This window comes from Ureibacillus thermophilus (assembly GCF_004331915.1).
GTDB lineage: Bacteria > Bacillota > Bacilli > Bacillales_A > Planococcaceae > Ureibacillus > Ureibacillus thermophilus.
The window spans coordinates 2,251,070-2,276,172 of record NZ_CP036528.1 but is presented as its reverse complement, the minus strand read 5'-3'; the positions used below and the strand labels follow the sequence as shown (position 1 = coordinate 2,276,172).

Below are 25,103 nucleotides of genomic sequence, written 5' to 3'. Positions count from 1 at the left end.
AACTTGCGTCAATGATCTTAATTGAACCGCCGTATACGGAACCGTACGTACGGTGGTGTGAGAGGACGGGAGTTAATCGCTCCCTCCTACTCGATTGTGTGCGCCCGGCATGTACATGAACGATAGGGTGTAAGTCCCGAAGACAGAAGTAGAGGTTAGCTCAACGCAAGGGTGTCCGTGGTGACGCGGAATCTGAAGGAATCTGGAGGCAAAACACCGGTCCGAGGAACACGAACCTCATATAAGGCTAGGTATGATTGAGTGAGTTTGCAAAACAAAACAAAGCTCTTTCTGTCGAAGGTCATATCGAGTAAATGAGGCGGATAGATGGTGTGAAAGTGCATGTACTTACCCGGAGAGGTCTGGCGGATAGGTGAAGTACGCTTCATAACCTACTTAGTGATAAGTAGCTGAACCGTCAGAAGTCAGCAGAGGTCATCGTATTAGTTGGTTTAGAACTACTAAGAAGGACCGAACAATTAAGAGAGAATAGCCCTTGGCATTCAGTGAGTCATGATGAACACAGAAAACGCAGTACCTCACTTGAGGAAGGAAGCGGTGAATCCCGTGGGGGACCTCTTGGAGGGTGGAGTGACCACTGGCATAAAGAGAACAGCTATTCACGGAAGTTAAAAAAAATTGCGTCAATGATCTTAATTGAACCGCCGTATACGGAACCGTACGTACGGTGGTGTGAGAGGACGGGAGTTAATCGCTCCCTCCTACTCGATTTTATTTGCCGAATACGATTTCAGAGTAGAGATCTTTCACTATGTCGTAAATAAAGGAAAAAATCAATCGCCGTGCTAGGTGGTCTTTTTGGGCCAGATCGTCCAGTTTCATCGAAGTTTCGGTATAGCGCCGAGGTGGGAGAGGTTCATGTATCGTATGCATTTCAAGGGACGATTTTTGCCGGATGGGATGGAAAAACAACCTTTTACCTTTATCATGAAGACAACAGCTAGCATAACGAATACAATTTAATAAAAAAGATGAATGTAAAGGAGGCGGGCAGAATGAAAGTGTCTTTGGATATTGACAGCGATTACGCTGAGACAATCGTGACCATTCACTGTAAGGAAGTAGATGACACGATTAAAGAAATTCTTGATTTTTTAAAAGGGATGGAGACGGAATTTATTGTCGGAAAAAATGGTGATATGCATTATATATTAAAGCCAAATGAGATCCATTTTTTTCGTGCTCATGGGGATAGCATCGAGGCGGTGACAGCCGAGGGAACATTTAAATTTGAAGGAAAAGCTGTATGAGCTCGAAAAATTGCTTCCCTCTAACAAGTTTGTTCGCATTTCTAAGTCGGTCATTGTAAATCTCTATGAGTTGAGCCGGTTTGAAGCATCGTTCAATGGCACTCTATGCGTTTATTTTAAATCAGGAGTGAAAGAGTACATTTCTCGACGTTATGTTCATGCCATCAAAAAAGCATTAAAAAAGAATAGGGGGAAAAAGAATGAAAAAATTCTTATACAGAAGCATCATCGGGATATTGATCGGTTCCTTTATCGCAGTAGTGGTAACTAGCTCTATCATCTATTTCGGTCATTTCCCTGTCATTAATGGTGAAGAATTTATAAAAAACTCATTTGGGAGCATATTTTGTGGATGGTTTTTTGCCGTATCTTCGCTTTATTTTGAATTAGAATCGCTCCGTCTGTCGCAACAAACGGCATTGCACTTTGTTACAGTAATTGTTTTATATTTTATCCTGTCCTTGGGAATTGGGTGGATCCCGTTTGATTTGAAAAACATCCTTATTTCAGCAACTATATTTATTGTAGTCTATTTAGTTATATGGGGTTGCTACTATTTATATTTCAAAAACTTAGCAAATCAAATGAATGAAGATTTAGAGAAAATATAAATAAATATCCCCTTCAGTCAGGATCGGATTTGATGATGTATAAAATTTTGTGTAAAGCATTTTACTAGATCAAAAGAAAAAAGGTAGGGCATTCTCTGATTGGACCAAAAATCTTAGAGAAAGGAGTACCCTACCTATGTCTAAAAGAAGTATAACGAATGTCGACTGGGCAAATCAACTGGAAAGTGTCATTCGTCAGTTTGTGAAGGAAAAATTAGAGCTGATTATGCGGGAAGAAATCAAACATTTCCTCGAAATCGAACAGGCGGACACATCCAATATGAGAAACGGCTACTATCAACGAAATCAAGATACGCAATATGGCCGGATTGAGGGTCTTTTGGTGCCAAGAGAACGTTTCAAACACAATTGTTTGCCCCTTATCAACGCCACACCGGCTGGCTTGAGGAAGCCATCATTAGGATGTACCAAAGCGGCATGAGTACACGGGAAATTGGCAAGTTTATTGAACGAATTTTAGGCAATGCCTATTCTCCTGCAACGATCAGCCGTATTACCGATGTAGTGAAGGAAGACATCGAGAAATGGCACGCTCGTCCACTGCACAAGCGTTATTCCGTCTTATATTTGGATGGTTTATACGTAAAACTTCGTCGCGAAACCGTGGAGAAAGAAGCCATTTATGTGGTGTTAGGGGTGAATGAAGAAGGATATCGCGAAATTCTTGATTTCTTTGTGGGAGGACAGGAAAGCGCCTATGGATGGCAGGAGATTCTTCAACAACTATACAACAGAGGCGTAAAGGAAGTGCTTCTGGGCGTCTTCGATGGCCTTCCGGGGCTGGAGGAAGCTTTTCGGGCCGTTTATCCGAAAGCCGATGTGCAGCGCTGTGTCGTTCACAAAGTACGTAATACCTTAAATCGTGTTCGGAAAAAAGATCAATTTGAATTGGCAGAGGATCTCAAACTGATTTATCGCGCACCGAATAAGGAGAGTGCGTTACAGATGTTTCAACAGTTTGAGTCGAAATGGTCCAGCAAGTATCCGAGAGAAGTCCAATCTTGGGCCAATGAGTTGGATGCCCTCCTAACATTTATGGATGATTCAAGCCGTATTCGAAGTGTGATTTACACGACGAATACCATTGAACGAACGATCAAGGAGATTCGGAAACGTCTAAAGCCGATGAACAGTTTGAGCAGTTTAGAAGCCGCGGAAAAAGTCGTGTATTTGACCATCCAAGATTTTAATGAGAAATGGGCAGGGCGAAAGTTACGAGGATTTTCCGAAGCTCATGAAGCCCTTCAACGAATGTTTGAAGAACGTTACAATTAACCAAATCATGTAAATCAATGAGATAAGGGGGATTCTCTCTTTCCACACAGGAGACTGAATATTCAGTCCCCTGTGTGGAGAAAATCAGTCCCCTATCAATTCAAATCCATTTCAGAGAAACCCTACCCCATTTACATTACACAAAATTCTTGACGGTACCTAAATGAAATGCCTGGTAAATATTAGGTTGATTTTTTACATCCAATTCTTTTTTGTTTTTCATTCAAATAAATGTTTGAATAATAAAAGAAATGAGGTATAATATATTCAAACGGAAATTTGAATATGAAAGGGGGATAATGAATGAGTAAGAAAGATACATGTGAAATTTATTGTTATGACGAAGAAAAAGTCAATCGAATACAAGGGGAATTGCAAAAAGAAGATATATCCAGTGTTGTCCTGTTGTTTAAAGCACTGGCAGATGAAAATAGGGCAAAAATTGTCTATTCACTTTGCCAAGATGAAGAGTTATGTGTATGTGATATTGCTAATATCATCGGGGCTTCTGTTGCAACAACTTCCCATCATTTACGCACCCTTTATAAACAAGGGATTGTAAAGTATCGAAAAGAAGGAAAGCTAGCATTTTATTCGCTGGATGATGACCATATTAAGCAGTTAATCATGATTGCGTTAGTACATGATAAAGAGGTGAAAGTCCGTGTCTGAACAACAAGCAAAATTATCTAAATCAGAAGCGAAAACCTACCGTGTTCAAGGATTTACTTGTGCAAACTGTGCGGCAAAGTTTGAAAATAATGTAAAATCATTGCCAGGTGTTCAAGATGCTAAAGTAAACTTTGGAGCATCTAAAATTACCGTTTTGGGTACAACAACCATCGAAGAATTAGAAAAAGCAGGAGCTTTTGAAAACTTAAAGGTTCGGGAAGATAAAGAAAAATCAGTCAAGCGTGAACCTTTTTGGAAGCAAAAAGAGAACATTAAAGTGTATATTTCCGCCGTTTTGCTTGTGATCAGTTGGTTTTTAGGGAAGCAATACGGAGAAGAGCATATCTTTGCGACAATTGGATATGCTGCAGCAATTTTAATCGGTGGATATTCGTTATTTATAAAAGGTTTCAAAAACCTAGTTCGATTGAATTTTGATATGAATACGCTGATGACAGTGGCGATTTTAGGAGCTGCAGCGATTGGTGAATGGGGAGAAGGTGCAACGGTTGTTATTCTATTCGCCATTAGCGAAGCCTTAGAGCGTTATTCCATGGATAAAGCTCGTCAATCCATTGAATCGTTGATGGATATTGCTCCAAAAGAAGCATTAATTCGTCGAGGAAATGAAGAAATGATGGTCCCTGTTGACGATATTCAAGTCGGAGATATTATGATCGTAAAGCCTGGTCAGAAATTAGCGATGGATGGAATCGTCATCAAGGGTACATCTACATTAAATCAGGCTGCCATTACGGGAGAAAGTGTTCCAGTAACCAAAACAGTCGGTGATGAAGTCTTTGCAGGAACATTGAATGAAGAAGGGTTATTGGAAGTAAAAGTGACAAAACGAGTGGAAGATACAACTCTTTCGAAAATCATCCATTTAGTGGAAGAAGCTCAAGCAGAACGAGCACCTTCTCAAGCGTTTGTAGATCGTTTTGCCAAATACTATACACCAGCCATTATCATTTTTGCTCTTTTACTAGCCGTTATTCCTCCATTATTTATGGGTGCTGATTGGAGCGAATGGATTTATCGAGGTCTAGCTGTATTAGTGGTTGGTTGTCCGTGTGCGTTGGTTATTTCCACGCCTGTTTCGATTGTAACTGCCATTGGAAATGCAGCGAAAAACGGTGTGTTAATTAAAGGTGGTATTTATTTAGAGGAAGCAGGAAACTTAAAAGTGATTGCTTTTGATAAAACAGGAACATTAACAAAAGGTATTCCTTCCGTCACCGATGTGGTCACTTATAATGGCAATGAAAATGAATTAATGACCATTACAGCAGCCATTGAAAAAGGCTCACAACATCCACTTGCTTCCGCCATTATAAGAAAAGCAGAAGAAGATGGATTGAATTTTAATGATGTATCGGTTGAAGAATTCCAATCCATTACAGGTAAAGGGGTCAAAGCCAAAGTAAATAACGCAATGTATTATGTCGGAAGTCCAGGTCTTTTTGAAGAACTTCTTCCAAATGGCATCCAATCAGAAATAAAAGAACAAATTACAACCCTTCAAATACAAGGGAAAACGGTCATGGCATTAGGGACGGAAAAAGAAATTCTGGCGTTAATTGCCGTGGCAGACGAAATAAGAGAATCATCCAAAGAGGTTATTCGAAAACTTCATCAAGTCGGTATTGAAAAAACGGTGATGCTGACGGGAGATAACCAAAGAACAGCCGAAGCCATCGGAAAACAAGTCGGTGTTTCCGATATTAAAGCCGATTTACTTCCAGAAGATAAACTGAATTTCATCAAAGAGCTTCGCGACAAGTATCGAAGTGTTGCGATGGTTGGAGATGGTGTGAACGATGCACCAGCTCTTGCAGCTTCAACCGTTGGTGTGGCAATGGGTGGTGCTGGAACCGATACAGCCCTAGAAACAGCCGATATTGTCTTAATGTCTGATGATTTAAGCAAATTGCCATATACGATTAAATTGAGCCGCAAAGCTTTAGCGATTATTAAGCAAAACATTACTTTCTCTTTAGGGATTAAGGCATTGGCATTACTGTTAATTGTGCCTGGTTGGTTAACGTTATGGTTAGCGATATTTGCCGATATGGGAGCAACATTAATCGTAACATTAAACAGCATGCGATTGCTAAATGTGAAAGAATAATGCAATAGTTGAAGAAGACACACAAAAAGACCGAATTTATTTCGGTCTTTCAGCTTGTAGACAAAGTCTCTAACTAGGGGCCAAATCTACAGGCTTTTTTTGTATAATAGGGATAGAATTCTTGGTTAACGGGGGAAATTTAGGATGTTATCGAAGCGTACTGACAATAATCGAAATCAATTGGAAATGGTGGCTCTTGATCAATTGGTTCCAGAAGATCATTTGGTAAGGAAGATTGAACAAGCCATAGACTTTGATTTTATTTACGATCTTGTCAAAGATACCTATTGCCTAGATAACGGAAGGCCTAGTATTGATCCTGTTGTGCTCATTAAAATGGTCTTTGTGCAGTATTTATTTGGTATTCGATCCATGCGTCAAACGATCAAAGAAATTGAAACCAACGTGGCGTATCGATGGTTCTTAGGATATGGTTTCACAGAGAAAATTCCTCATTTTTCAACGTTCGGCAAGAATTATGTTCGTCGTTTTCAAGGTACTGATTTATTTGAACAGATATTTTATCGTATTTTAAAAGAAGCGATGAATAAAGGATTAGTGGATGCATCTGTTGCCTTTATTGATTCAACACATGTCAAAGCGAGCGCCAATAAAAAGAAGTTCGATAAGAAAATTGTCCGGGCAGAAACAAAAAGCTATCAAGCGCAATTAGAGTTAGAGATTAACCAAGACCGTGAAAACCATGGAAAAAAGCCCTTTCCCCCGAAAGAGAATGAAGAAACCTAGGAAATAAAGGTCAGTACAACCGATCCTGATAGTGGCTATTACGTAAAAGATGAACGGGAAAAGATGTTTGCCTATTCTTTTCATACCGCCTGTGATGCAAAAGGCTTTATCTTAGCTACCAAGGTAACGGGAGCGAATATTCATGATAGTCAGGTGTTTGGTCAATTACTCGAACAAGTCATCGAAAAAGTAGGCAAACCAACTGCAGTAGCCGTAGATGCCGGATACAAAACCCCAGCGAATGCGAAAAGTCTATTGGATAAAGAGATTCGTCCAGTCATGCCATATACAAGGCCTAGAACAAAGGACGGTTTCTTTAAAAAGTATGAATATGTATACGATGAGCATTATGATTGTTATATCTGCCCAAACAACCAAACTCTTGAATACCGAACAACAACAAGAGAAGGATATCGACAGTACGCTTCGAAACCGGAAATATGTAAAACGTGCCCATTTTTAGAAAAGTGTACCCAAAGTAAAGATCACACTAAATTTATTCATCGCCACATTTGGGAGCATTATGTGGAAGAAGTCGACCACTTAAGACATACAGATATCAATAGAAATATATATGATAAGCGCAAAGAAACGATTGAACGGGTCTTTGCCGATGGAAAAGAGAAGCATGGCATGCGATGGACAACTCTACGAGGATTGGAAAAATTGTCCATGCAGGCGATGCTTACTTTCGCTGCCATGAACTTAAAGAAAATGGCAAACTGGACATGGAAAAGACCATGTCCAGCCTAAATAAGACAAGAATCTTAGAAAATAATGAGCAAAAAAAGACAAACCCCAACTCAAATGAAACATTTGAGTTGGGGTTTGTCGACAGTCTGAAATGCTTGGCGCTTAAAGCCAAGCATTTCTTATTTGGTGCGCCCGGCATGTACATGAACTATAGGGTGTAAGTCCCGAACCCCGAAGACAGAAGTAGAGGTTAGCCAAGAGCAAGGGTGTCCGTGGTGACGCGGAATCTGAAGGAAGCTGGAGGCAAAACACCGGTCCGAGGAACACGAACCTCATATAAGGCTAGGTATGATTGAGTGAGTTTGCCAAACAAAACAAAGCTCTTTCTGTCGAAGGTCATATCGAGTAAATGAGGCGGATAGATGGTGTGAAAGTGCATGTACTTACCCGGGGAGGTCTGGCGGATAGGTGAAATACGCTTCATAACCTACTTAGTGATAAGTAGCTGAACCGTCAGAAGTCAGCAGAGGTCATAGTATTAGTTGGTCTAGAACAACTAAGAAGGACCGAACAATTAAGAGAGAATAGCCCTTGGCATTCAGTGAGTCATGATGAACACAGAAAACGTAGTACCTCACTTGAGGAAGGAAGCGGTGAATCCCGTGGGAGACCTCTTGGAGGGTGGAGTGACCACTGGCATAAAGAGAACAGCTATTCACGGAAGTTATAAAAACTTCAATTATTTTAACTGAACCGCCGTATACGGAACCGTACGTACGGTGTGTGAGAGGACGGGAGTTAATCACTCCCTCCTACTCGATTTTTGCAAGTTTAGAAAAATAAACATACTAACATTAGTAGTACAGACCTAGGCCAAGGTTTGTGCTACTATTTTTTTATAGTAGAAGTGAAGGAAGGTCGAACAGCTCCTGGGACCAAATATATAGTGAAAGATTCGTTTTAATCCTTCCAAGAAACATTCTTGATTTTGAGCTGGCATGACTTGCACATAGGCCGCATTACTGTAAGGGAATGAAACGACCAGGTAAGGAAAATCGACGTATTTCCCCTGATAGAGAAAAGGAGCTTCTCCAAAATCAACTTGAGCCGTTGCAGGTTTCGATTCTAAAGGTAACGCAGCTGATTCACTTTGTTCGAGCAGTTCTTGTTTTCTTTTTGATACATAGAGCCGAACAGAACGATCTGAACCTGTAAATCCATATTCTTCTTTTAAGATTTCATACATTCGTTTCGCAGTTCTTCGATATTTTTTCTTCTTTGTCAAGTCCTCTTTAATCCATTGATCCAATATCGGTTTCACTGGATCCATCACTTTCGCTTTTCTCGTTTGTTTAACTTTTGAGGGATTGAAGTCTTCCATTTCCGCATACTTCTTCACTGTTCTTGGATCACGATTCATTCTTTTGGCAATATCGGAATAGGAACATCCTTTTTGGTTTGCTTCATATCTGATATAATGAATTTCAGCCACTGCTAACATCTCCTTGAATACCTCCCGTTGAACTGTTTTGTCCAACTAGGAGGGTAGTGTATTTGGGGAATGTTGGCAAGTGGTTTTTTGTTTTATAGGACCTGCATAAATTAATTGCCAAACGTTACATTTTTAGTTTGCCATAAACATAGTTGGAATTATTTTAATTATTCGAGATATAGTTGAAAAAAATAATGTTAAATAAAATTGTTTTGTTGCGAAGTGGAATTTTAAAACGCATGGAAGAAAGAGCAAAGGAGTAGCGAATGCTACTCCTTTCAGACTGCAAAGATGCAGTCCTTTTTTTATTTCTAAAAATGGACGATTTGATAGAAGAAATGCGAAGAAAAACTTGTTATACTAAAAAAGGTATTGGTTAGAAAAGTTGTGTAGGAGTGGGGGAATTGACGAAACTTTCAACTGGTGAAATTTTGAGGGCAGTAAATCATGATTTTATTAATCAGTTGCAATTAATCAAAATGAATTTAGATTTAAATCGAATTGAAGATGCGAAAAAACATATAGAAAATTATTGCAATCAATATAGAGTTTATTCAAATTTAAATAAATTGAACTGGCCGAAAACCGTTGAATGGGTTCAAACCTTTCGTTATCGGTTTCCTTCCATTGAATTTTTGTTAAAAAGTAATGTCACAATGACTCCAAAAGTGAAAAAAGATGGGGAAACTGTCGAATACTTAGAAGAGACGATTCAGCATGTTTATGCTCATCTTGACCCATATACCGAGCCGCAACTGCTGATGGAAGTGAAAGCAAACGAAGAAATGGTAAATATCATCTTTGATTTGCAAGGAAAGTGGGATGTGGAGCCTTTCCATTCTGATGTCAATCGTCAGTTGAAAGTAATAACGGAAAAAGAAACGAACCATGAATGGAAATATGTTTTAACCATTAAGGAGTGAAAATATGTTTGTTGATCACGTAAAAATATATGTAAAAGGTGGAGATGGCGGGGATGGAATGGTTGCCTTTCGCCGTGAAAAATATGTTCCTTATGGCGGCCCGGCTGGCGGGGATGGAGGAAATGGCGGTAACGTTGTATTTGAAGTGGATGAAGGTTTGCGCACATTGATGGATTTCCGCTACAATCGCCATTTTAAAGCATCCCGGGGCGAAAACGGCATGAGTAAAGGCATGCATGGGAAAAATGCAAAAGATTTAATTGTAAAAGTTCCACCAGGTACGGTGGTTATTAATGAAGAGACGGGAAAAGTGATTGCCGATTTAGTTGAACATGGCCAGCAGGCAATTATTGCAAAAGGTGGCCGCGGAGGAAGAGGAAATATGCGATTTGCCACACCTGCTAATCCTGCACCGGAAATTGCAGAAAAAGGAGAGCCAGGGCAAGAATTAAATGTTATATTAGAATTAAAATTATTAGCCGATGTTGGTCTTGTCGGATATCCAAGCGTCGGGAAATCCACATTGCTTTCTGTTGTGTCTGCCGCAAAACCAAAAATTGGTGCATATCATTTTACAACGATTGTTCCAAATCTTGGTGTAGTGGAAACGGATGACGGCCGCAGCTTCGTCATGGCTGACTTGCCGGGGTTAATCGAAGGCGCTCATCAAGGTGTGGGGTTAGGCATTCAATTTTTGCGCCATATCGAACGGACAAGAGTTATTGTCCATGTGGTGGATATGTCTGGAATGGAAGGGCGAGACCCTTATGAAGATTATGTAACCATCAATAAAGAGTTGGAACAATATGATTTGCGCCTGACAGAACGTCCACAAATTGTGGTGGCCAATAAAATGGACATGCCGGGTGCGGAAGAAAACTTAGCAGAATTTAAGAAAAAACTTGGGGATGATATAAAAGTCTTTCCTATTTCCGCCATTACCAAACAAGGGCTTAAACCGCTATTGCATGAAATTGCCGACTTACTGGAGGTTACTCCATATTTCGAACTGTATGATATCGCGGATGAAAGCGATGCAACAGTCGTTTATAAACATGAGAAAAAAGAACGGGATTTTGAAATTACCCGCGACGATGATGGCGCTTATATTTTAAGCGGATATACAATTGAGCGTCTCTTTAAAATGACGGATTTCAGCCGTGATGAATCCATCCGCCGATTTGCAAGACAGCTTCGTCATATGGGGGTAGACGATGCTTTAAGAGAACGCGGTGCGAAAGACGGAGACACTGTGCGCATTTTAGATTACGAATTTGAATTTATTGAATAGTTGGGAGGGATGGAGATGAAGAATGTTGCTGAACAACGCTATTATTTAGTAAGGGAAGATGTGTTGACCGATGCGATGCAAAAAACGTTGGAGGCAAAAAGGCTGTTGGAATCAGGGAAAGTGAATTCGATCTGGGATGCAGTCAAACAAGTGGACTTATCGAGAAGCGCCTTTTATAAATATCGGGATGCCGTCTTTCCCTTTCACTCCATCGTAAAAGAAAGAATTTTAACGATCATTATTCAACTGCAAGATCAAAAGGGAACGTTGGCAAAAGTGTTGGAAGTGATTACAGAAGCGCACTGCAACATTTTAACCATCCATCAAACCATACCCATTCAAGGCCGAGCCAACGTCACCCTTTCTTTGGATGTAACAAGCATGGTTATTGATTTGCATGAGCTGATTAAAAAGCTGAACGAATTGGAATTTGTTGAATCTGCGGAAGTGATCAGTTCTGGAGCATTATAGTAGAAGTTTCGGGGAAAGAAGCGCCATTTAGGGTTGATAGGAGGCTTTATTGTGACGCAAAATGAATGGAAGTACCGGATTGCCTATTTAGGACCGGAAGCTTCTTTTACGTATTTAGCAACAAAAGAAATATTTCCAAATGAATGGATTATTGCCTATAGAACCATTCCTGAATGCATTGATGCTGTAACAAATGATATGGTGGATTATGCCGTCGTGCCTCTTGAAAACGCTTTGGAAGGCACAGTGCCGCTTACCATCGACTATTTATTCCATGAAGCCAATCTATTCATCATTGGAGAAATTAAATTAAAAATTCAGCAACATTTAATGGTGAATAAAGCCCAAAAAGACCATTGGGAAAAAATCGAGGGGATTTATTCCCATCCCCATGCTTTAGCTCAATGCCATAAATATTTATTTTATCGTTTCAGCCATGTCCCATTGCATCAAACAACTTCTACAGCAGAAGCGGCAAAAATGGTGGCGGAAAATCCAGACAAATGCATCGCAGCCATTGGCAATGCCTCTTCAGCAGAAAAATACGGGCTGGAAATCGTTGAAAAAAATATTCATGACTTTCATTTTAACCATACCCGCTTTGTGATTTTATCGAAGCACAATACCCGCTTGCCGATTGAAAATTCAGACGGCCAGCCGAAAACGATGCTGATGCTGACATTGCCTCATGATGATTCCGGAGCATTGCATCAAGTGCTTTCTGTTTTTGCCTGGAGAAAGTTAAATTTGAGTAAAATTGAATCCCGCCCGCTGAAAACGGGATTGGGGAATTATTTCTTTATCATTGATGTGCTAGCAGATGAAAATGAACCGATGATGGAATGGGCCTTTGAGGAATTGCGTGCCCTTGGATGCACAGTCAAATCACTCGGTACATATTATACATACAATGCAACGGAGTGATGAATCTGAAAGCAATCGTATTATTTGATGGGGAATGCGGATTTTGCCATCGAGGCGTACAATTCATTATAAAAAGAGATTCCCGAAAGCTTTTTCAGTTTGCTTCGTTGGAAAGTGAAGCAGGCAAAGGGTTATGCAGAGATTACCGAGTTCCGGCTGATATGGACAGTTTAATTCTTATAGAAAATGGACGATATTATGCAAAATCTTCTGCCGTTTTGCGAATTTGCCGGAAGCTTGACGGCTTTTGGAAAGTTTTTTATTTGTTCATAATGCTTCCCTCTTTTCTTCGAGATTTGATTTATGATGGTGTGGCCAAATATCGTTATCTTCTTGGCGGGAAAGCTGTCTGCCAATTGCCGAGCCCAGAAGAGGCAGAACGATTTCTTTTCTAATAGAGGGACTAGGCTGTCAAAAGTAAAGAGGCTAAGACAAAATCTAAAAAAAGGGGGCGTCTGAAAAAGTGGACAGCCTCCGTACGATTACATCATACCTGAAAAGTCACTTAAACTTATCACCAACACCATTTGACAAAGAACTAAGAATCTATACGATTCAAGTAAGAAATTTTTTTATTAAACATCCAATTTTTAATTCATGAAAAAATCCCTACAGCCAATATTGATTGTAAGGTTTAAAAAACGTCTCAAGAGGTGCTTGATCAAATCATATGTGTACAAACGATCAATTGAAGGTGTAAATTAAAACGTCACCACGACGCCCTGCCTTTCATAACTTTGCCGGTGATTGTGACAACATTGTCTTTTTCCATAATGTTCAATTCTACCTGTTCCCCAACATAGACAGGCGATTGGAATTGCAAATGGAATTCAGCTGGAAATTGCATGATTTCTAATTCATTGGCTAAAATGCCCCATACTTTCGCCAAAGATAGCATCCCATGGGCCATTTTTCCCGAAAAGCCGTGAGCCTTGGCATATTCATTGTCAAGATGAATCGGATTATAATCTTCTGACAACTCTGCATAACCTTCGATATCCTTTTCTGTCACTTCAAACTGTATTTTTTTCAATTACACCACCTGCTATCAAATGAGAGATTCCGTTAAAACAGAGATGATTCTGCTGATCAAATATTTCCAATTCCTGAAGAATAAATAGTTTATTATGACGGAATGAATACTTTGATATTTTAACGGTACCGGTATAAATTTCATCCGCATACATGATTCTGTACAGCCGGCATTCCTGTTTCCTGAGAATGACCGGTTCGGAAAGCTTCCAAGGTAATTTAATGTGTCGGTAGGCAATCATTGCCATCGCCGGTGGAACAGGTATCCCTTTATACCCCTTCTCCAATGCCGCTTCCATATTGCGAAAGATCGGATTTTTCACTCCGGCTAATTCGGTATAACGAAGAACTTCTTCTTTTGTAAAACAAACTGTATAACTCTCCGATTTCAATTTATCACCTCATTTATTTAAGAGGTACTTTGATATAATATGTCCCTGTTCTTCTATGCCAACCATTTGACCGCTCGGTGGGACATAGTTCATTCCTGTTCTCCAATTGCTTCAAACAACATTGCCACCCCTACGCCTCCGCCACTGCCGATAGCAGCAAGGACATATCTAGTCCTTGGATGCCGTTGAACTTCATAAAATAATCTTGTTACTAAAACCGCACCCGATGCACCGTATGGGTGGCCAATCACAAGTGCACCACCATGAACATTTATTTTTTCCAATGGAATCGACAGCTCCTGAGTACAAGCAACAATTTTGGACGCAAACGCTTCATTTATTTCAATAAGATCAATATCATCAATCGTCAAAGTATTTCGTTCAAGCAATTCTTTGATCGCAGGCACCGGAGCAAATCCAGGGTAAAAAGGATGCACACCCGACACTTGGCTGTCGACATAACGAAGCAGCGGTTTATATCCAAGTTTTTCCGCCAGACCAGCTTCCATGACAAGAACTGCACTTGCACCATCATGAATTCCGCAGCTATTTGCCGCTGTTACCGTTCCATTTTTCACAAAAACGGGATTCGCCCGTTTCACTATCTTCTCCATATTCCGTTTACGCTGCCATATTTCATCACATTCCAAGCCGTCTACAGGAAAGATTTCCTCATCATAGATTCCATTGCTGTAAGCATTCCGGCTTCGCGTCCAGCTTAACAAAACATACTCATCCTGCATTTTTCTTGTAATGCCAAACTTCTCAGCTACATATTCCGCAGCCACTCCCATATCCGGATCCCCGATTCTCTCTGGTGAAAACCGGGCACGCTTCGGGAAGGGAGAGGTGCTGACGCTTTCAACTCCTCCTGCCATATAGCACGATCCGGCACCTGCACGAACAAAAAGACAAGCCATGCGAATAGCCTCAAGTCCTGCAGAACACTGACGGTCAATAGTGATTCCGGGCACAGAGAAGGGAAGACCTGCCTCTAAAGCTGATAAACGTGCGATATTGCCTCCAGGACCAACAACATTGCCAAGTATGACGTCATTAATCTTCTCCTCGATTCCCTTGGCTAAAAAAGAAAGAAGCGGCGCCGCTAATTGATGTGCCTGCAGATGACATAAAGCCCCGTTTTCACGGGCAATCGGAGTTCTTTTCGCTGCAACAATTACCGCATCTCTCATGTCATCATTCTCCTTTCGCACCTACTTCTCTTTACCGCGGCAGCTCATCCCTTTCTATCATGGGGTGTTTACAATCATTAATCGAAGTGGCATTCACCAGTCTTTTCTCCAGCAACCTCAGAAGCTCTCCACGGGCGATTTTTCCGCTGGTAGTCATAGGCATTTCTTCTGTAAAATACCATTTGCGCGGCACTTTATATGAAGCCAAATGCGTTTTGCAATACCGCTTTAATTCCAGTTCAGATACATCTCCCTGTATAATACCTACCGCAATTTGCCCCCAATACGGATCGCTTAATCCAACCACAGCCGCTTTTTCCACTTTCGGATGCTTACTCAAAACAGCTTCGATTTCCTCAGGGAAAAGATTTATACCACCATACAAAATCATATTATTCTCCCTGCCCGCGACATAGAGATAACCTTCCTCGTCGATCCATCCCATATCATTGACCGTCACCCAACCTTGTTCATCTGCAATTGATTTCGCGTATCCACCCGGTTCTGTGATATAACCAATAAATGTCATAGGGCTGCGTACATAGATTTTCCCGATTTCTCCGACACCGGCAATTTCTCCATTATGGCGGCGAATCTGAACCTTCACATTATGAAACGGCCTGCCAACAGAATCTGGCTTTCTTTCATTATTAGAAAATGAAACAAAACTAAGCTCACCTGCACCATAAAACTCAAACAATGTCAGGTTTGGAAACATTGAGCGGATTCTATTTCTCGTATGTACCTCTAATTTCGCCCCAGAAGAAATTAATTTCAACGGTTGCTTCACCGATGTGTTTTTTTTAAGAAGCGCCTCAGCCATCGTCGGAACAATATACACTACTGAAACCGGATGATCCCTGATAACTGAAAACATTTTTTCAGGGGAAAATTTGTCCAATACATACACGGTTCCACCGATAAACAAAGTACTCATCGCTCCAAATAACGAATGGGAATGAAAAAGCGGACCGGGAATCAGCACGTGGTCGTTTTCCTTGATGCCAAATTCACGGCGAGTGCACACAAAACTTTCTATCCAAGACAAGTGCGAACGGATAAAAGCCTTTGGCGAACCGGTTGAGCCTGATGTAAATCCAAGATAAAACGGAAGCGAATCGTCTAAATCCGGAAAGTTTTTCTTTGGTGGCATTTCCGCAATTTTTTCTTTGCATTCTTCCCAAATCCATACATTCTGATTAAACCCTATTTCTTTTGAAAAAAGATTTGTTGTAGTAATGATGACATCAGGTTGGGCAAGTTCAATACGTTTTTGCAGTTCTTCTTTCTTCCATTTTAAATCAAGGGGAACTGCCTTCCATCCGGCAGCAGCTGCCCCTGCAAAAACCTGCAAAAACGGAATTCCATTCGGCAAATGGATGCCAACTGTTTTATGATGGGAATCCATTGCCTGAAACCATGTGGCCGTTTTCCGTACCGCTTTATCCCATTCACGGTATGTTAAAACTCCATCTTTCGTTATTAGTGCAGCTTTATTGGGAAAAAGCTTTGCATGCTTTGAATAGGGAGAAGTAATCACACCTTATCCCTCCCTTACTTGTGCTGTAGACGATTTAACAAAGTTTTGGGCAATAATCGGGTATTTCTGTAATTTGTAAACAAGGATTGAAGCAATAATTGCTTTTATGAAATCTCCTGGAATATAAACAAGACTCAATTTAATCGTTTCAAGTATTGGAAGATTCATTACAAAAGCCTGCACAGGAATACCTGTTAAATAGACAGAAAAAATGCCAACCGTTAAATTTGTTGCGATAATATGTTTAAATTTCAACGTTTGAATTTTAGAAAAAATAAGGCCGATGCTAAAAGCAGCAATTACATATCCTATTAAATAGCCGCCGCTCGGACCGAAAAAGACCCCAATTCCACCGCGTCCACCGGGTAAAAGCGGCATTCCTGCAGCTACGATCAATAAAAAGACAATGATGCTCAACGAACCAAGCCGAGCACCGAGTATACCTCCTGCCAAGATCACACCTAACGTTTGTAAAGTAATTGGTACAGGAGTGAACCCCAATGTAATAGGTGGAACCAATCCCAAAATTCCCATGATTCCCGCAAACAATGCAACATAAGTAATCTCTTTAATTTTCATTCTTACATCCCCTTTAGTAAACCAAAATATAAAATAGGTTGACATCAATTTACATCGTAATCTACATTTATGTCAACCTATTTTTAGATTAAGTTTACTATTTTAGAGCAAAAATTTTTTTGAGGGAATTTAAGAATTCCTCATCACGTAAAGACAGCTGAATATTTACTTTCAAATATATAATCCGTAGTAACTTTAGTATTATTGCGACTTACATTTGTATAAATTTTGGAATTATCCATTGAAAATACTTTTTTCTTAACTATTTCATATACATCTTCATAAGTCATACCTAATTTAATTTTACTATCATCTATTTCTGAGTTAAAAGGTATTGAATAACCTTGTTCCTCTAAGTATTTAACAGTACGATACATAAAAAGAATAATATGTTTATTATTGGAATGACCCAATTCATAACTCACATTAGAACCATCATGCAAATCAATAAGGGCACTTAAATAGGCTTTTTTTTTTCAGCTCCGTTACATCTGTACACCATTTCATATTGGGCTTTTCTGCAGTAAACTCGCGATTTAATCGATTTTCAGCTACGTGTTGAACAGGTGATTTCAAAAGCAATCCAAACCCTGAAACCTGACGAACATCCACTCGTACATAGCGATCGAGGATTCCAATATACATCCAAAAAATATAAGGAGATCATAGACGAGGCACAATGAACACAAAGTATGTCTCGTGTGGGTCAATGCATCGATAACGCTCAATTGAATCCTTTTGGAGTAAATTCAAATGTGAAAAATATCATTTGAATACCTATGATTCATATCAAGCACGGAAACAATCGATTGATGAATATATTTATTTTTATAACCATTTCCGTTATCAGAAAAAATTAAACGGCTTAAGTCCCTTAGAATACAGGGCTCAAGCCGCTTAGTATTTACACTGTCTACTTGACAGGAAGCAGTTCAATTACTTCTCTAACCTCTTTAATTATTTGTTTTTGCCTCAGCCTCTTTTTTTCTTTTTCAGACAGTTCCGCCTAATTACTTTATAAATAAATGGAGATTGTTTTGAAATCATTCTTCCACTAAATATCCTTTTTCCCGCAGTCTTCTTTCTGCTTCCTCAATTTGTTCGATGGTCGGAGATGAAATGACATGCAAATGCGTACCGTTAGTTAATGCGGAAAGGTAAGTGGCATTCGTTTCTCTCACTTTTTTTAAAAAATGTTCCACATCCATCCGGGATGACAACATCATGGAAGCGGTAATTTCTCCATAGACTGGATGCTCAACGATGACGTTTTTAATCGTCACCCCGCAGTCGACAATAGTAAACATTTCATCTTCTGCCTCATCCGCTGTATGTATACAGACAATTTTCTTTTCAATCAAAGAATCCGCTACCTCTTGATGCAAATATAAATAACCTTGGCTTGTAGAGATAATAGGGAGATTGCGGGCTTTTAACAAGTTCATATCATTGACAATCACTTGTCGGCTGACATTTGCATATTTTGCTAATTGGGTTCCCGTAATCGGTGTTCTTGAATTTTTTAATACATTTAATAATTCATTTCTACGTTCTTCTCCAAGCATTTTTTTCATACAATCACCTTCTAAATAGACAAATTCTGTGTATACGGATAAGCCTATAAAACATAGTTTAACACGAGGTAGATGAAAGGGTATATTTTTGTGACCATTTTCTTTTCATAACATATTATAAATCGAGAGAAGGAGGATGTTTGTGCGAACACATATTGTACAAAAGGGAGACACTCTTTGGAAAATTGCCAAACAATATGGAATTGATTTTGTGGAGTTAAAAAGACTCAATTCTCATTTAGCTAATCCGGATTATATTGTACCTGGCATGGAGATTATTTTACCAGATGATTTTGCTGTACCAAAACAAAAGGCAGCTCCTAAAGAAATGCCAGATAAAGCAAAAGCAATTGAAACGCCGCCTAAGGAAATGAAAGTGGAGACTCCGACAAAAGAAAAGCCAATCGAAAAGATGGAGAAAAAAGCAGAGTTGAAAATGCCGCCAATTCCACCGATCCCATCTATCCCGCCAATTGCTCCAACACCTGTTCAACAACTCCACTCCCAGGAAAAAAATGAATTTCATTTTGATATTCATCCGCAATTTAGTATTCAACGCCAAATGATGCAGCCGCAAATTATGCCAATCCCGCAACCTGTGATGCCGCAGCCAATTTTTATCGAAATTCCACAACCAGCGCCGCAAGCAGTGAAGGAAGAAAAGAAAGAAGAAAAAGAAAAGGTGGTCGAAAAAGAAGTGGAATATGTTCCTGTACCTCAAACTCATGTTGAATATGTTCCTGTGCCGCAGCCAATTTATATCCCATGTATGCCGCAGCCGGTACATCCTTGTCACGGCATGCAGCACAAAGTAGAGGACTGTGGCTGCAGAGGAAGACATCACCAAATGCATGATTACGTTCAACCATATTTTCCAGGGCCGCAAATGCTGCCACCATGCCCGGATTACTCAGCAATGCCATATCCGATGATGCCTCAAGGATATGATGTTTCTCAAATGATGCCTTATTCAGCTCAAGAATACGCTCAACAACCTCAGTTGGGAATGTATGATGGATATGGATATGTTCCGCCGCAATTAGATGCTCTTCATGGAGAAGCTCAAGATAATACAGATTGGCTGTTTGACTCCACTACAAAAGAAGATGCGGAAGATGTAAAAACAATCAGCCAAGGTTATGTACAATCAAAAGATCATCAAGACGCTTCAAAAGAATTTGAGCAAGCAACAACATTGCCTGCTTATGATTATTACCAATACCCACAATATCCTCCAATGGAACAAGGATATTATTCACCAATGTACCCATTCTATCCACAACCAACATATCCGCAAATGGAGCAATATCAACAGCAATATAATCCAATGAGCATGGATCCTTGTGCACCACAATTTAAACCGTGGTCATACTAAATGCAAATCAAAAATAATATATGGAAGCAACATGCAGGGGATGAAACACTGTTCATCAAAAAATATGACCAAATGCACGTTTTCGAAAAAGTTGCGCTGATTCATGAACAATTGGAACAACTTCGATTTCCCTATACCATTCCTTTAAAAAAATCAAGAGAGCCCAATGTAATTGTGCAAAGCTGGCAAAAGAACAGCTACAGCGCGGATTTTGGGAAAGAAACCCATCGGAAGAAAGCTGTCAAAATTTTAAAAGCTCTCCATGAAACGAATAAACATATTGAGTGGAGTCATTATCCTGTTATTCCAAAACATAAACTCATTCAAAAATGGAATGCAAGGCTTGAACGATTTTTATTTCAAGAAAATGAGCTGGTTAAATATTTGAGCCACCATTATTATGATATTGTTCTATACGCAAACAAAGCTTTAAAAAAGATTCAGCAAAATCCTGGACCGACTCCAAAAAAATTGACATTGCTCCATGGCGATGTAGTTCATCATAATTTTTTAATCACCAAAGATGGAATGAAATTGATTGATTTTGATTTGGCGGTTGTTGGAGATGCGGCGGAAGAAATGATTTTATGGATGCACCGGGCGCTTCCGAATTTAGATTATAATCTTGAAACTTTATTACGAGAAAATAAATATTTAAGAGATATTTGTCTATCAAAATTGCATTATTTGCAATATCCCAATGAATTACTAAGAGAATGGCAGTATGTTTTACATTTAGGAGATTATGAAAGAGATGCTTTCTTAGACTATATAATGCCGTTTACAGAAAATGCGTTAAGGCATTGGCCTGAATTAATGGTTGCAACGGAAAAAATTCAGGAAATGTTTGAAGTAGGATAAAGATGAAGATTATGATAATATAGAGTGGAATAGAAAATAAGTGACCGTCATCATAGGACGGTCTTTCTTTTGTTTTCTATAAAAGTGTTTTACTATAAAACACGATGAATGTGAGGAATGGAAATGTATGATTATATCATTGGACAGGTGACGAGAATCACCCCTGAATACATCGTGTTGGAGCAAAGCGGAATTGGCTATATGGTCATGACGCCAAATCCATATGAATTTCGAATCAATCCTAAACATCAAAAAGTCTTTATACATATGCATGTCAGGGAAGATGCCCAACAGCTGTTTGGTTTCAAAACGTTGGAACAAAGAGAGTTGTTTAGAAAGCTGATTCAAGTTTCCGGCATCGGGCCAAAAAGCGCCTTATCCATCTTAGCAAGCGGAAATCCATCGCAGGTGATTGCAGCTATCGAAATGGAAGATGAAGGCTTTTTAGTAAAATTTCCTGGAGTAGGAAAGAAAACAGCAAGGCAAATGATTCTTGATTTAAAAGGGAAGCTTGGTTCTTTACTTGAGCATGTGGAACTTCCTAGCGCCCAAGATGAACTGCCGCTGTTTGGAGGAAATTTCCATCAACAAGAGTTGGATGAGGCGATATTGGCGCTTAAGGCTCTCGGCTATTCCGAAAAAGAATTGGCGAAAATCGTGCCGGATTTAAAAGCTAATGAAGAGTTGCAATCAACTGAAAGCTACATGAAATATGCATTAAAACTGTTGTTAAATACGAAATGATAAGGAGGGCGGCAAGTGGATCGAATCGTTTCAAGCGAAGCTAATGAATCGGATCAACAAATTGAACTTTCCCTCAGACCTCAACGTTTGTCTCAATATATTGGACAACAGCAAGTAAAAGATAATTTAAAGATTTTTATTGAAGCTGCAAAAATGCGGCAAGAATCACTGGACCATGTGCTGCTTTACGGCCCTCCTGGACTGGGGAAAACCACATTAGCTAATATTATTGCCAATGAATTGGGAGTAAATATCCGTTTAACTAGCGGTCCGGCCATTGAACGCCCAGGGGATTTGGCAGCCATTGTCAATTCTTTGGAGCCTGGAGATGTCCTCTTTATTGACGAAATTCATAGACTTTCCCGGGCAATAGAAGAAGTGCTTTATCCGGCGATGGAAGATTATTGCCTTGATATCGTCGTCGGCAAAGGTCCGGAAGCCCGTTCCATCCGATTAGACTTGCCGCCTTTTACACTGGTGGGAGCAACCACAAGAGTAGGCTCTTTATCTGCCCCATTAAGGGACCGCTTTGGCGTGTTATTAAGGCTTGATTATTATGACCAGCAATCTTTAGTTGAAATTGTGAAAAGAAGCAGTAAACTGTTTGAAGTGGATATTGATGACAAAGCAGCAGAGGAAATTGCAAGACGTTCCCGAGGGACTCCGCGAATCGCCAACCGCTTGCTGAAACGGGTGAGAGATTATGCTCAAGTCATTGGGGACGGAACTATTTCTTTAGATATTGCCAAACAGGCTTTGGAATTGCTCCAAGTGGACCGTTTTGGACTTGACCAAATTGACCATAAATTACTGAAAAGCATGATTGTTCAATTTAATGGGGGACCGGTTGGCCTCGATACACTGGCTGCATCCATAGGGGAAGAACGCATCACCATTGAGGATGTATATGAACCCTATCTGATGCAAATCGGATTGATTCAGCGCACCCCTAGAGGTAGAGTGGCGACGAAATTAGCTTTTGAACATCTTGGTTATACTTATCATGAAACTAAGTAAAAGGAAGTTTTAGTATGAAAATAGAAGAATTTGATTTTGACTTGCCAGAAGAATTAATTGCTCAAACACCATTAAAAGATCGAGCTGCAAGCAGACTTCTTGTTGTGACTCCTTACACAAAGGAGATTGAACACCATCAATTTTCCCATATTGTAGAAGAACTCAATCCGGGCGATTGCCTTGTGTTGAATGATACACGCGTAATGCCTGCGCGGCTATTTGGGATAAAAGAAGAAACGGGAGCCCATGTGGAAGTTTTGCTATTAAAACAATTGGATAATAACCGATGGGAAACATTAGTCAAACCGGCTAAAAGGGTAAAAATAGGTACAAAAATCACCTTTGGGGATGGCCGGATGACAGCAACATGCACGGATATCCTTGAGCACGGCGGACGCATTTTTGAGTTCCATTATGACGGCATTTTTTATGAAGTGTTGGACGAGCTGGGAGAAATGCCGCTTCCGCCATATATCCATGAAAAATTGGAAGATAAGGAACGCTATCAAACGGTGTATGCAAAAGAAATCGGTTCAGCAGCCGCGCCAACTGCGGGTCTTCATTTTACGGAAGAACTTCTTGAACAAATTCGAAATAAAGGGGTGGAAATTGTCTTTATTACCCTTCATGTAGGGCTCGGCACCTTCCGCCCTGTTACAAGCGATACCATTGAAGAGCATAAGATGCATTCAGAGTTTTACAGCATTAGCGAAAGTGCTGCGGAAACCCTTAACAGAGTGAAAGCAAACGGCGGCAAAGTCATTGCTGTTGGCACTACTTCCACAAGAACCCTTGAAACCGTCGCTTCCAAATATGATGGGAAAATTAAAGCAGAACAAGGTTGGACGGATATTTTCATTTATCCCGGCTATGAGTTTAAATGTATTGACGGACTTGTTACAAATTTCCATTTACCAAAATCAACCCTTGTGATGCTTGTGAGTGCTTTAGCCGGAAAAGAAACGATTTTCTATGCATATGAAGAAGCGATTAAGGAACGATATCGTTTCTTTAGTTTTGGAGATGCGATGTTTATTCGCCCAAAACGGTAACTCCATTAATCGAAGTACTGTTTATACTTTAGATGAAGAGAGGAATTTTTTATGACACAACCAGCTATTCGATATGAACATATCAAAACTTGTAAACAATCCGGGGCAAGACTTGGGATTGTCCATACACCTCATGGATCTTTTGAAACTCCTGCATTCATGCCGGTTGGAACCCAAGCAACCGTCAAAACGATGTCGCCTGAAGAATTAAAAGAAATTGGGGCAGGCATTATTTTATCCAATACGTATCATTTATGGCTTAGACCCGGTAATGATATTGTAAAAGAAGCGGGCGGATTGCATAAATTTATGAGTTGGGATCGGCCGATTTTAACAGACTCTGGCGGATTCCAAGTATTTTCTTTAAGCGATCTTCGAAAAATTGAAGAAGAAGGGGTTTATTTCCGCAACCATTTAAATGGAGATAAACTTTTCTTGAGCCCTGAAAAATCCATCGAAATTCAAAACGATTTAGGAGCAGACATCATTATGGCCTTTGATGAATGCCCTCCATATCCAGCCACTTATGAATATATGCTAAGAAGCGTTGACCGGACGACGCGCTGGGCAAAACGATGCAAAGAAGCCCACAAGCGTCCAGAAGAGCAGGGGCTGTTTGGCATCGTTCAAGGGGGCGAATTTGAAGATTTGAGAAAACGCTCTGCGGAAGCTCTTGTGGAATTGGATTTCCCAGGTTATGCAGTCGGCGGTTTATCCGTTGGGGAGCCAAAAGAGGTTATGTACCGAGTGTTGGAATTCACAACACCGCTTTTGCCTAAAGATAAGCCTCGCTATTTAATGGGCGTCGGTTCGCCGGATGCGTTGATTGAAGGGGCGATTCGAGGAATTGATATGTTCGATTGCGTATTGCCGACAAGAATTGCCCGAAACGGCACCCTTATGACATCCCAAGGCCGTCTTGTCATTAAAAATGCCCAATATGCGCGAGATTTTGGCCCACTTGATCCAAACTGCGACTGCTATGCTTGCAGAAATTATTCTCGGGCTTACGTTCGCCATCTCATTCGGACAGGCGAAATTTTCGGTATGAGATTAACAACTTACCACAACCTCTATTTCTTGTTGCGATTGATGGAAAAAGTGAGACAGGCTATTCGAGAAGATCGATTGCTTGACTTCCGCGATGAATTTTTCGAGCAATACGGCTTTAATAAACCGGATGCAAAGAATTTTTAATGTAAAATGATGAAAGATTAAAAAA

Annotated in this window: 21 protein-coding genes and 5 pseudogenes; 18 read left to right on the top strand and 8 right to left on the bottom strand. The window is 40.1% G+C overall.

What is annotated here, in order from left to right; all coding sequences use genetic code 11:
- Window positions 1–1,016: 1,016 nt before the first annotated feature.
- The 6 genes and pseudogenes from DKZ56_RS11260 to DKZ56_RS11235 all read left to right on the top strand — a co-directional run.
- Window positions 1,017–1,470: pseudogene (locus DKZ56_RS11260) on the top strand (LytTR family DNA-binding domain-containing protein); the annotation flags it as partial.
- Window position 1,471: 1 nt separating this feature from the next.
- A complete protein-coding gene (locus DKZ56_RS11255) occupies window positions 1,472–1,882 on the top strand; it encodes a DUF3021 domain-containing protein (RefSeq protein WP_208650077.1) in 411 nt (136 codons plus the stop codon).
- A 136-nt stretch (window positions 1,883–2,018) separates the two neighbouring features.
- Window positions 2,019–3,178 (top strand): annotated as a pseudogene (locus DKZ56_RS11250) (IS256 family transposase).
- A gap of 303 nt (window positions 3,179–3,481) precedes the next feature.
- Window positions 3,482–3,850: an ArsR/SmtB family transcription factor gene (locus tag DKZ56_RS11245; protein ID WP_055358810.1), complete on the top strand. Its 369-nt coding sequence runs from the start codon at window positions 3,482–3,484 to the stop codon at window positions 3,848–3,850.
- Entirely contained in the window at window positions 3,843–5,981 is a 2,139-nt protein-coding gene (locus DKZ56_RS11240) for a heavy metal translocating P-type ATPase (RefSeq protein WP_208650076.1), read from the top strand. The genes DKZ56_RS11245 and DKZ56_RS11240 overlap by 8 nt, the downstream gene beginning before the upstream one ends.
- A gap of 144 nt (window positions 5,982–6,125) precedes the next feature.
- Window positions 6,126–7,481: pseudogene (locus DKZ56_RS11235) on the top strand (IS1182 family transposase).
- A gap of 880 nt (window positions 7,482–8,361) precedes the next feature.
- Here the strand turns inward: DKZ56_RS11235 and DKZ56_RS11230 are convergent.
- Window positions 8,362–8,922: pseudogene (locus DKZ56_RS11230) on the bottom strand (transposase); the annotation flags it as partial.
- Window positions 8,923–9,317: 395 nt separating this feature from the next.
- On the opposite strand from DKZ56_RS11230, the gene DKZ56_RS11225 reads away from it, so the two are divergent.
- The 5 genes from DKZ56_RS11225 to DKZ56_RS11205 are packed head-to-tail and all read left to right on the top strand — an operon-like array spanning window position 9,318 to window position 12,917.
- The gene (locus tag DKZ56_RS11225; protein WP_208650075.1) at window positions 9,318–9,836 is read left to right on the top strand and encodes a Spo0B domain-containing protein; all 519 of its coding nucleotides are present in this window, start codon (window positions 9,318–9,320) and stop codon (window positions 9,834–9,836) included.
- A 4-nt stretch (window positions 9,837–9,840) separates the two neighbouring features.
- Window positions 9,841–11,127 carry a GTPase ObgE gene (obgE, locus tag DKZ56_RS11220; protein WP_208650074.1) on the top strand — a complete coding sequence of 429 codons (1,287 nt, stop codon included), beginning with the start codon at window positions 9,841–9,843 and terminating at the stop codon, window positions 11,125–11,127.
- 15 nt (window positions 11,128–11,142) lie between these two features.
- The gene (locus tag DKZ56_RS11215; RefSeq protein WP_208650073.1) at window positions 11,143–11,598 is read left to right on the top strand and encodes an ACT domain-containing protein; all 456 of its coding nucleotides are present in this window, start codon (window positions 11,143–11,145) and stop codon (window positions 11,596–11,598) included.
- Window positions 11,599–11,649: 51 nt separating this feature from the next.
- Entirely contained in the window at window positions 11,650–12,522 is an 873-nt protein-coding gene (gene pheA / locus DKZ56_RS11210) for a prephenate dehydratase (RefSeq protein WP_208650072.1), read from the top strand.
- Window positions 12,522–12,917, top strand: a complete 396-nt coding sequence (locus DKZ56_RS11205) for a thiol-disulfide oxidoreductase DCC family protein (RefSeq protein ID WP_342775782.1) — start codon at window positions 12,522–12,524, stop codon at window positions 12,915–12,917. Before pheA ends, DKZ56_RS11205 begins: the two co-directional genes overlap by 1 nt.
- A 314-nt stretch (window positions 12,918–13,231) precedes the next feature.
- Here DKZ56_RS11205 and DKZ56_RS11200 read toward each other — a convergent pair whose 3' ends face one another.
- The 6 genes and pseudogenes from DKZ56_RS11200 to DKZ56_RS15580 all read right to left on the bottom strand — a co-directional run.
- Window positions 13,232–13,555, bottom strand: coding sequence for a MaoC family dehydratase (locus DKZ56_RS11200; RefSeq protein WP_208650071.1), 324 nt, complete (start codon window positions 13,553–13,555; stop codon window positions 13,232–13,234).
- Window positions 13,536–13,946, bottom strand: a complete 411-nt coding sequence (locus DKZ56_RS11195) for a hotdog family protein (protein ID WP_208650070.1) — start codon at window positions 13,944–13,946, stop codon at window positions 13,536–13,538. The genes DKZ56_RS11200 and DKZ56_RS11195 overlap by 20 nt, the downstream gene beginning before the upstream one ends.
- An 89-nt stretch (window positions 13,947–14,035) precedes the next feature.
- Window positions 14,036–15,139: an acetyl-CoA C-acyltransferase gene (locus DKZ56_RS11190; protein ID WP_208650069.1), complete on the bottom strand. Its 1,104-nt coding sequence runs from the start codon at window positions 15,137–15,139 to the stop codon at window positions 14,036–14,038.
- 31 nt (window positions 15,140–15,170) lie between these two features.
- Entirely contained in the window at window positions 15,171–16,679 is a 1,509-nt protein-coding gene (locus tag DKZ56_RS11185; RefSeq protein WP_208650068.1) for an AMP-binding protein, read from the bottom strand.
- A 3-nt stretch (window positions 16,680–16,682) separates the two neighbouring features.
- Entirely contained in the window at window positions 16,683–17,258 is a 576-nt protein-coding gene (locus tag DKZ56_RS11180) for a biotin transporter BioY (protein WP_208650067.1), read from the bottom strand.
- Between the two features lie 383 nt (window positions 17,259–17,641).
- Window positions 17,642–17,831: pseudogene (locus DKZ56_RS15580) on the bottom strand (IS3-like element ISEnfa5 family transposase); the annotation flags it as partial.
- Window positions 17,832–17,985: 154 nt separating this feature from the next.
- Here DKZ56_RS15580 and DKZ56_RS15995 point away from each other — a divergent pair.
- Window positions 17,986–18,159: an IS3 family transposase gene (locus DKZ56_RS15995; RefSeq protein WP_425471055.1), complete on the top strand. Its 174-nt coding sequence runs from the start codon at window positions 17,986–17,988 to the stop codon at window positions 18,157–18,159.
- A 142-nt stretch (window positions 18,160–18,301) separates the two neighbouring features.
- On the opposite strand, the gene DKZ56_RS11165 is transcribed toward DKZ56_RS15995, so the two are convergent.
- The gene (locus DKZ56_RS11165; RefSeq protein WP_208650064.1) at window positions 18,302–18,832 is read right to left on the bottom strand and encodes a transcription repressor NadR; all 531 of its coding nucleotides are present in this window, start codon (window positions 18,830–18,832) and stop codon (window positions 18,302–18,304) included.
- 136 nt (window positions 18,833–18,968) lie between these two features.
- On the opposite strand from DKZ56_RS11165, the gene DKZ56_RS11160 reads away from it, so the two are divergent.
- The 6 genes from DKZ56_RS11160 (at window position 18,969) to tgt (ending at window position 25,078) form a co-directional block, all read left to right on the top strand.
- Complete coding sequence (locus DKZ56_RS11160) at window positions 18,969–20,207, top strand: LysM peptidoglycan-binding domain-containing protein (protein WP_425471026.1); 1,239 nt, start codon at window positions 18,969–18,971, stop codon at window positions 20,205–20,207.
- Window positions 20,208–21,068 carry a phosphotransferase gene (locus DKZ56_RS11155; RefSeq protein ID WP_208650062.1) on the top strand — a complete coding sequence of 287 codons (861 nt, stop codon included), beginning with the start codon at window positions 20,208–20,210 and terminating at the stop codon, window positions 21,066–21,068.
- A 123-nt stretch (window positions 21,069–21,191) separates the two neighbouring features.
- Window positions 21,192–21,812, top strand: a complete 621-nt coding sequence (ruvA, locus tag DKZ56_RS11150; RefSeq protein ID WP_208650061.1) for a Holliday junction branch migration protein RuvA — start codon at window positions 21,192–21,194, stop codon at window positions 21,810–21,812.
- A 15-nt stretch (window positions 21,813–21,827) separates the two neighbouring features.
- Window positions 21,828–22,829 carry a Holliday junction branch migration DNA helicase RuvB gene (gene ruvB, locus DKZ56_RS11145; protein ID WP_208650060.1) on the top strand — a complete coding sequence of 334 codons (1,002 nt, stop codon included), beginning with the start codon at window positions 21,828–21,830 and terminating at the stop codon, window positions 22,827–22,829.
- Window positions 22,830–22,843: 14 nt separating this feature from the next.
- Window positions 22,844–23,881: a tRNA preQ1(34) S-adenosylmethionine ribosyltransferase-isomerase QueA gene (gene queA, locus DKZ56_RS11140; RefSeq protein WP_208650059.1), complete on the top strand. Its 1,038-nt coding sequence runs from the start codon at window positions 22,844–22,846 to the stop codon at window positions 23,879–23,881.
- A gap of 51 nt (window positions 23,882–23,932) precedes the next feature.
- A complete protein-coding gene (gene tgt / locus DKZ56_RS11135; RefSeq protein WP_208650058.1) occupies window positions 23,933–25,078 on the top strand; it encodes a tRNA guanosine(34) transglycosylase Tgt in 1,146 nt (381 codons plus the stop codon).
- The last annotated feature ends 25 nt before the right edge of the window (window positions 25,079–25,103 follow it).

What these genes read in the sequence shown, in the direction of transcription:
- DKZ56_RS11255 (WP_208650077.1), top strand. Translation starts at nt 1,472, where the DNA reads ATGAAAAAATTCTTATACAGAAGCATCATCGGGATATTGATCGGTTCC.
- DKZ56_RS11245 (WP_055358810.1), top strand. Translation starts at nt 3,482, where the DNA reads ATGAGTAAGAAAGATACATGTGAAATTTATTGTTATGACGAAGAAAAA.
- obgE (WP_208650074.1), top strand. Translation starts at nt 9,841, where the DNA reads ATGTTTGTTGATCACGTAAAAATATATGTAAAAGGTGGAGATGGCGGG.
- DKZ56_RS11215 (WP_208650073.1), top strand. Translation starts at nt 11,143, where the DNA reads ATGAAGAATGTTGCTGAACAACGCTATTATTTAGTAAGGGAAGATGTG.
- DKZ56_RS11205 (WP_342775782.1), top strand. Translation starts at nt 12,522, where the DNA reads ATGAATCTGAAAGCAATCGTATTATTTGATGGGGAATGCGGATTTTGC.
- DKZ56_RS11190 (WP_208650069.1), bottom strand. Translation starts at nt 15,139, where the DNA reads ATGAGAGATGCGGTAATTGTTGCAGCGAAAAGAACTCCGATTGCCCGT.
- DKZ56_RS11180 (WP_208650067.1), bottom strand. Translation starts at nt 17,258, where the DNA reads ATGAAAATTAAAGAGATTACTTATGTTGCATTGTTTGCGGGAATCATG.
- DKZ56_RS11165 (WP_208650064.1), bottom strand. Translation starts at nt 18,832, where the DNA reads ATGAAAAAAATGCTTGGAGAAGAACGTAGAAATGAATTATTAAATGTA.
- DKZ56_RS11160 (WP_425471026.1), top strand. Translation starts at nt 18,969, where the DNA reads ATGTTTGTGCGAACACATATTGTACAAAAGGGAGACACTCTTTGGAAA.
- DKZ56_RS11155 (WP_208650062.1), top strand. Translation starts at nt 20,208, where the DNA reads ATGCAAATCAAAAATAATATATGGAAGCAACATGCAGGGGATGAAACA.
- ruvA (WP_208650061.1), top strand. Translation starts at nt 21,192, where the DNA reads ATGTATGATTATATCATTGGACAGGTGACGAGAATCACCCCTGAATAC.
- queA (WP_208650059.1), top strand. Translation starts at nt 22,844, where the DNA reads ATGAAAATAGAAGAATTTGATTTTGACTTGCCAGAAGAATTAATTGCT.
- tgt (WP_208650058.1), top strand. Translation starts at nt 23,933, where the DNA reads ATGACACAACCAGCTATTCGATATGAACATATCAAAACTTGTAAACAA.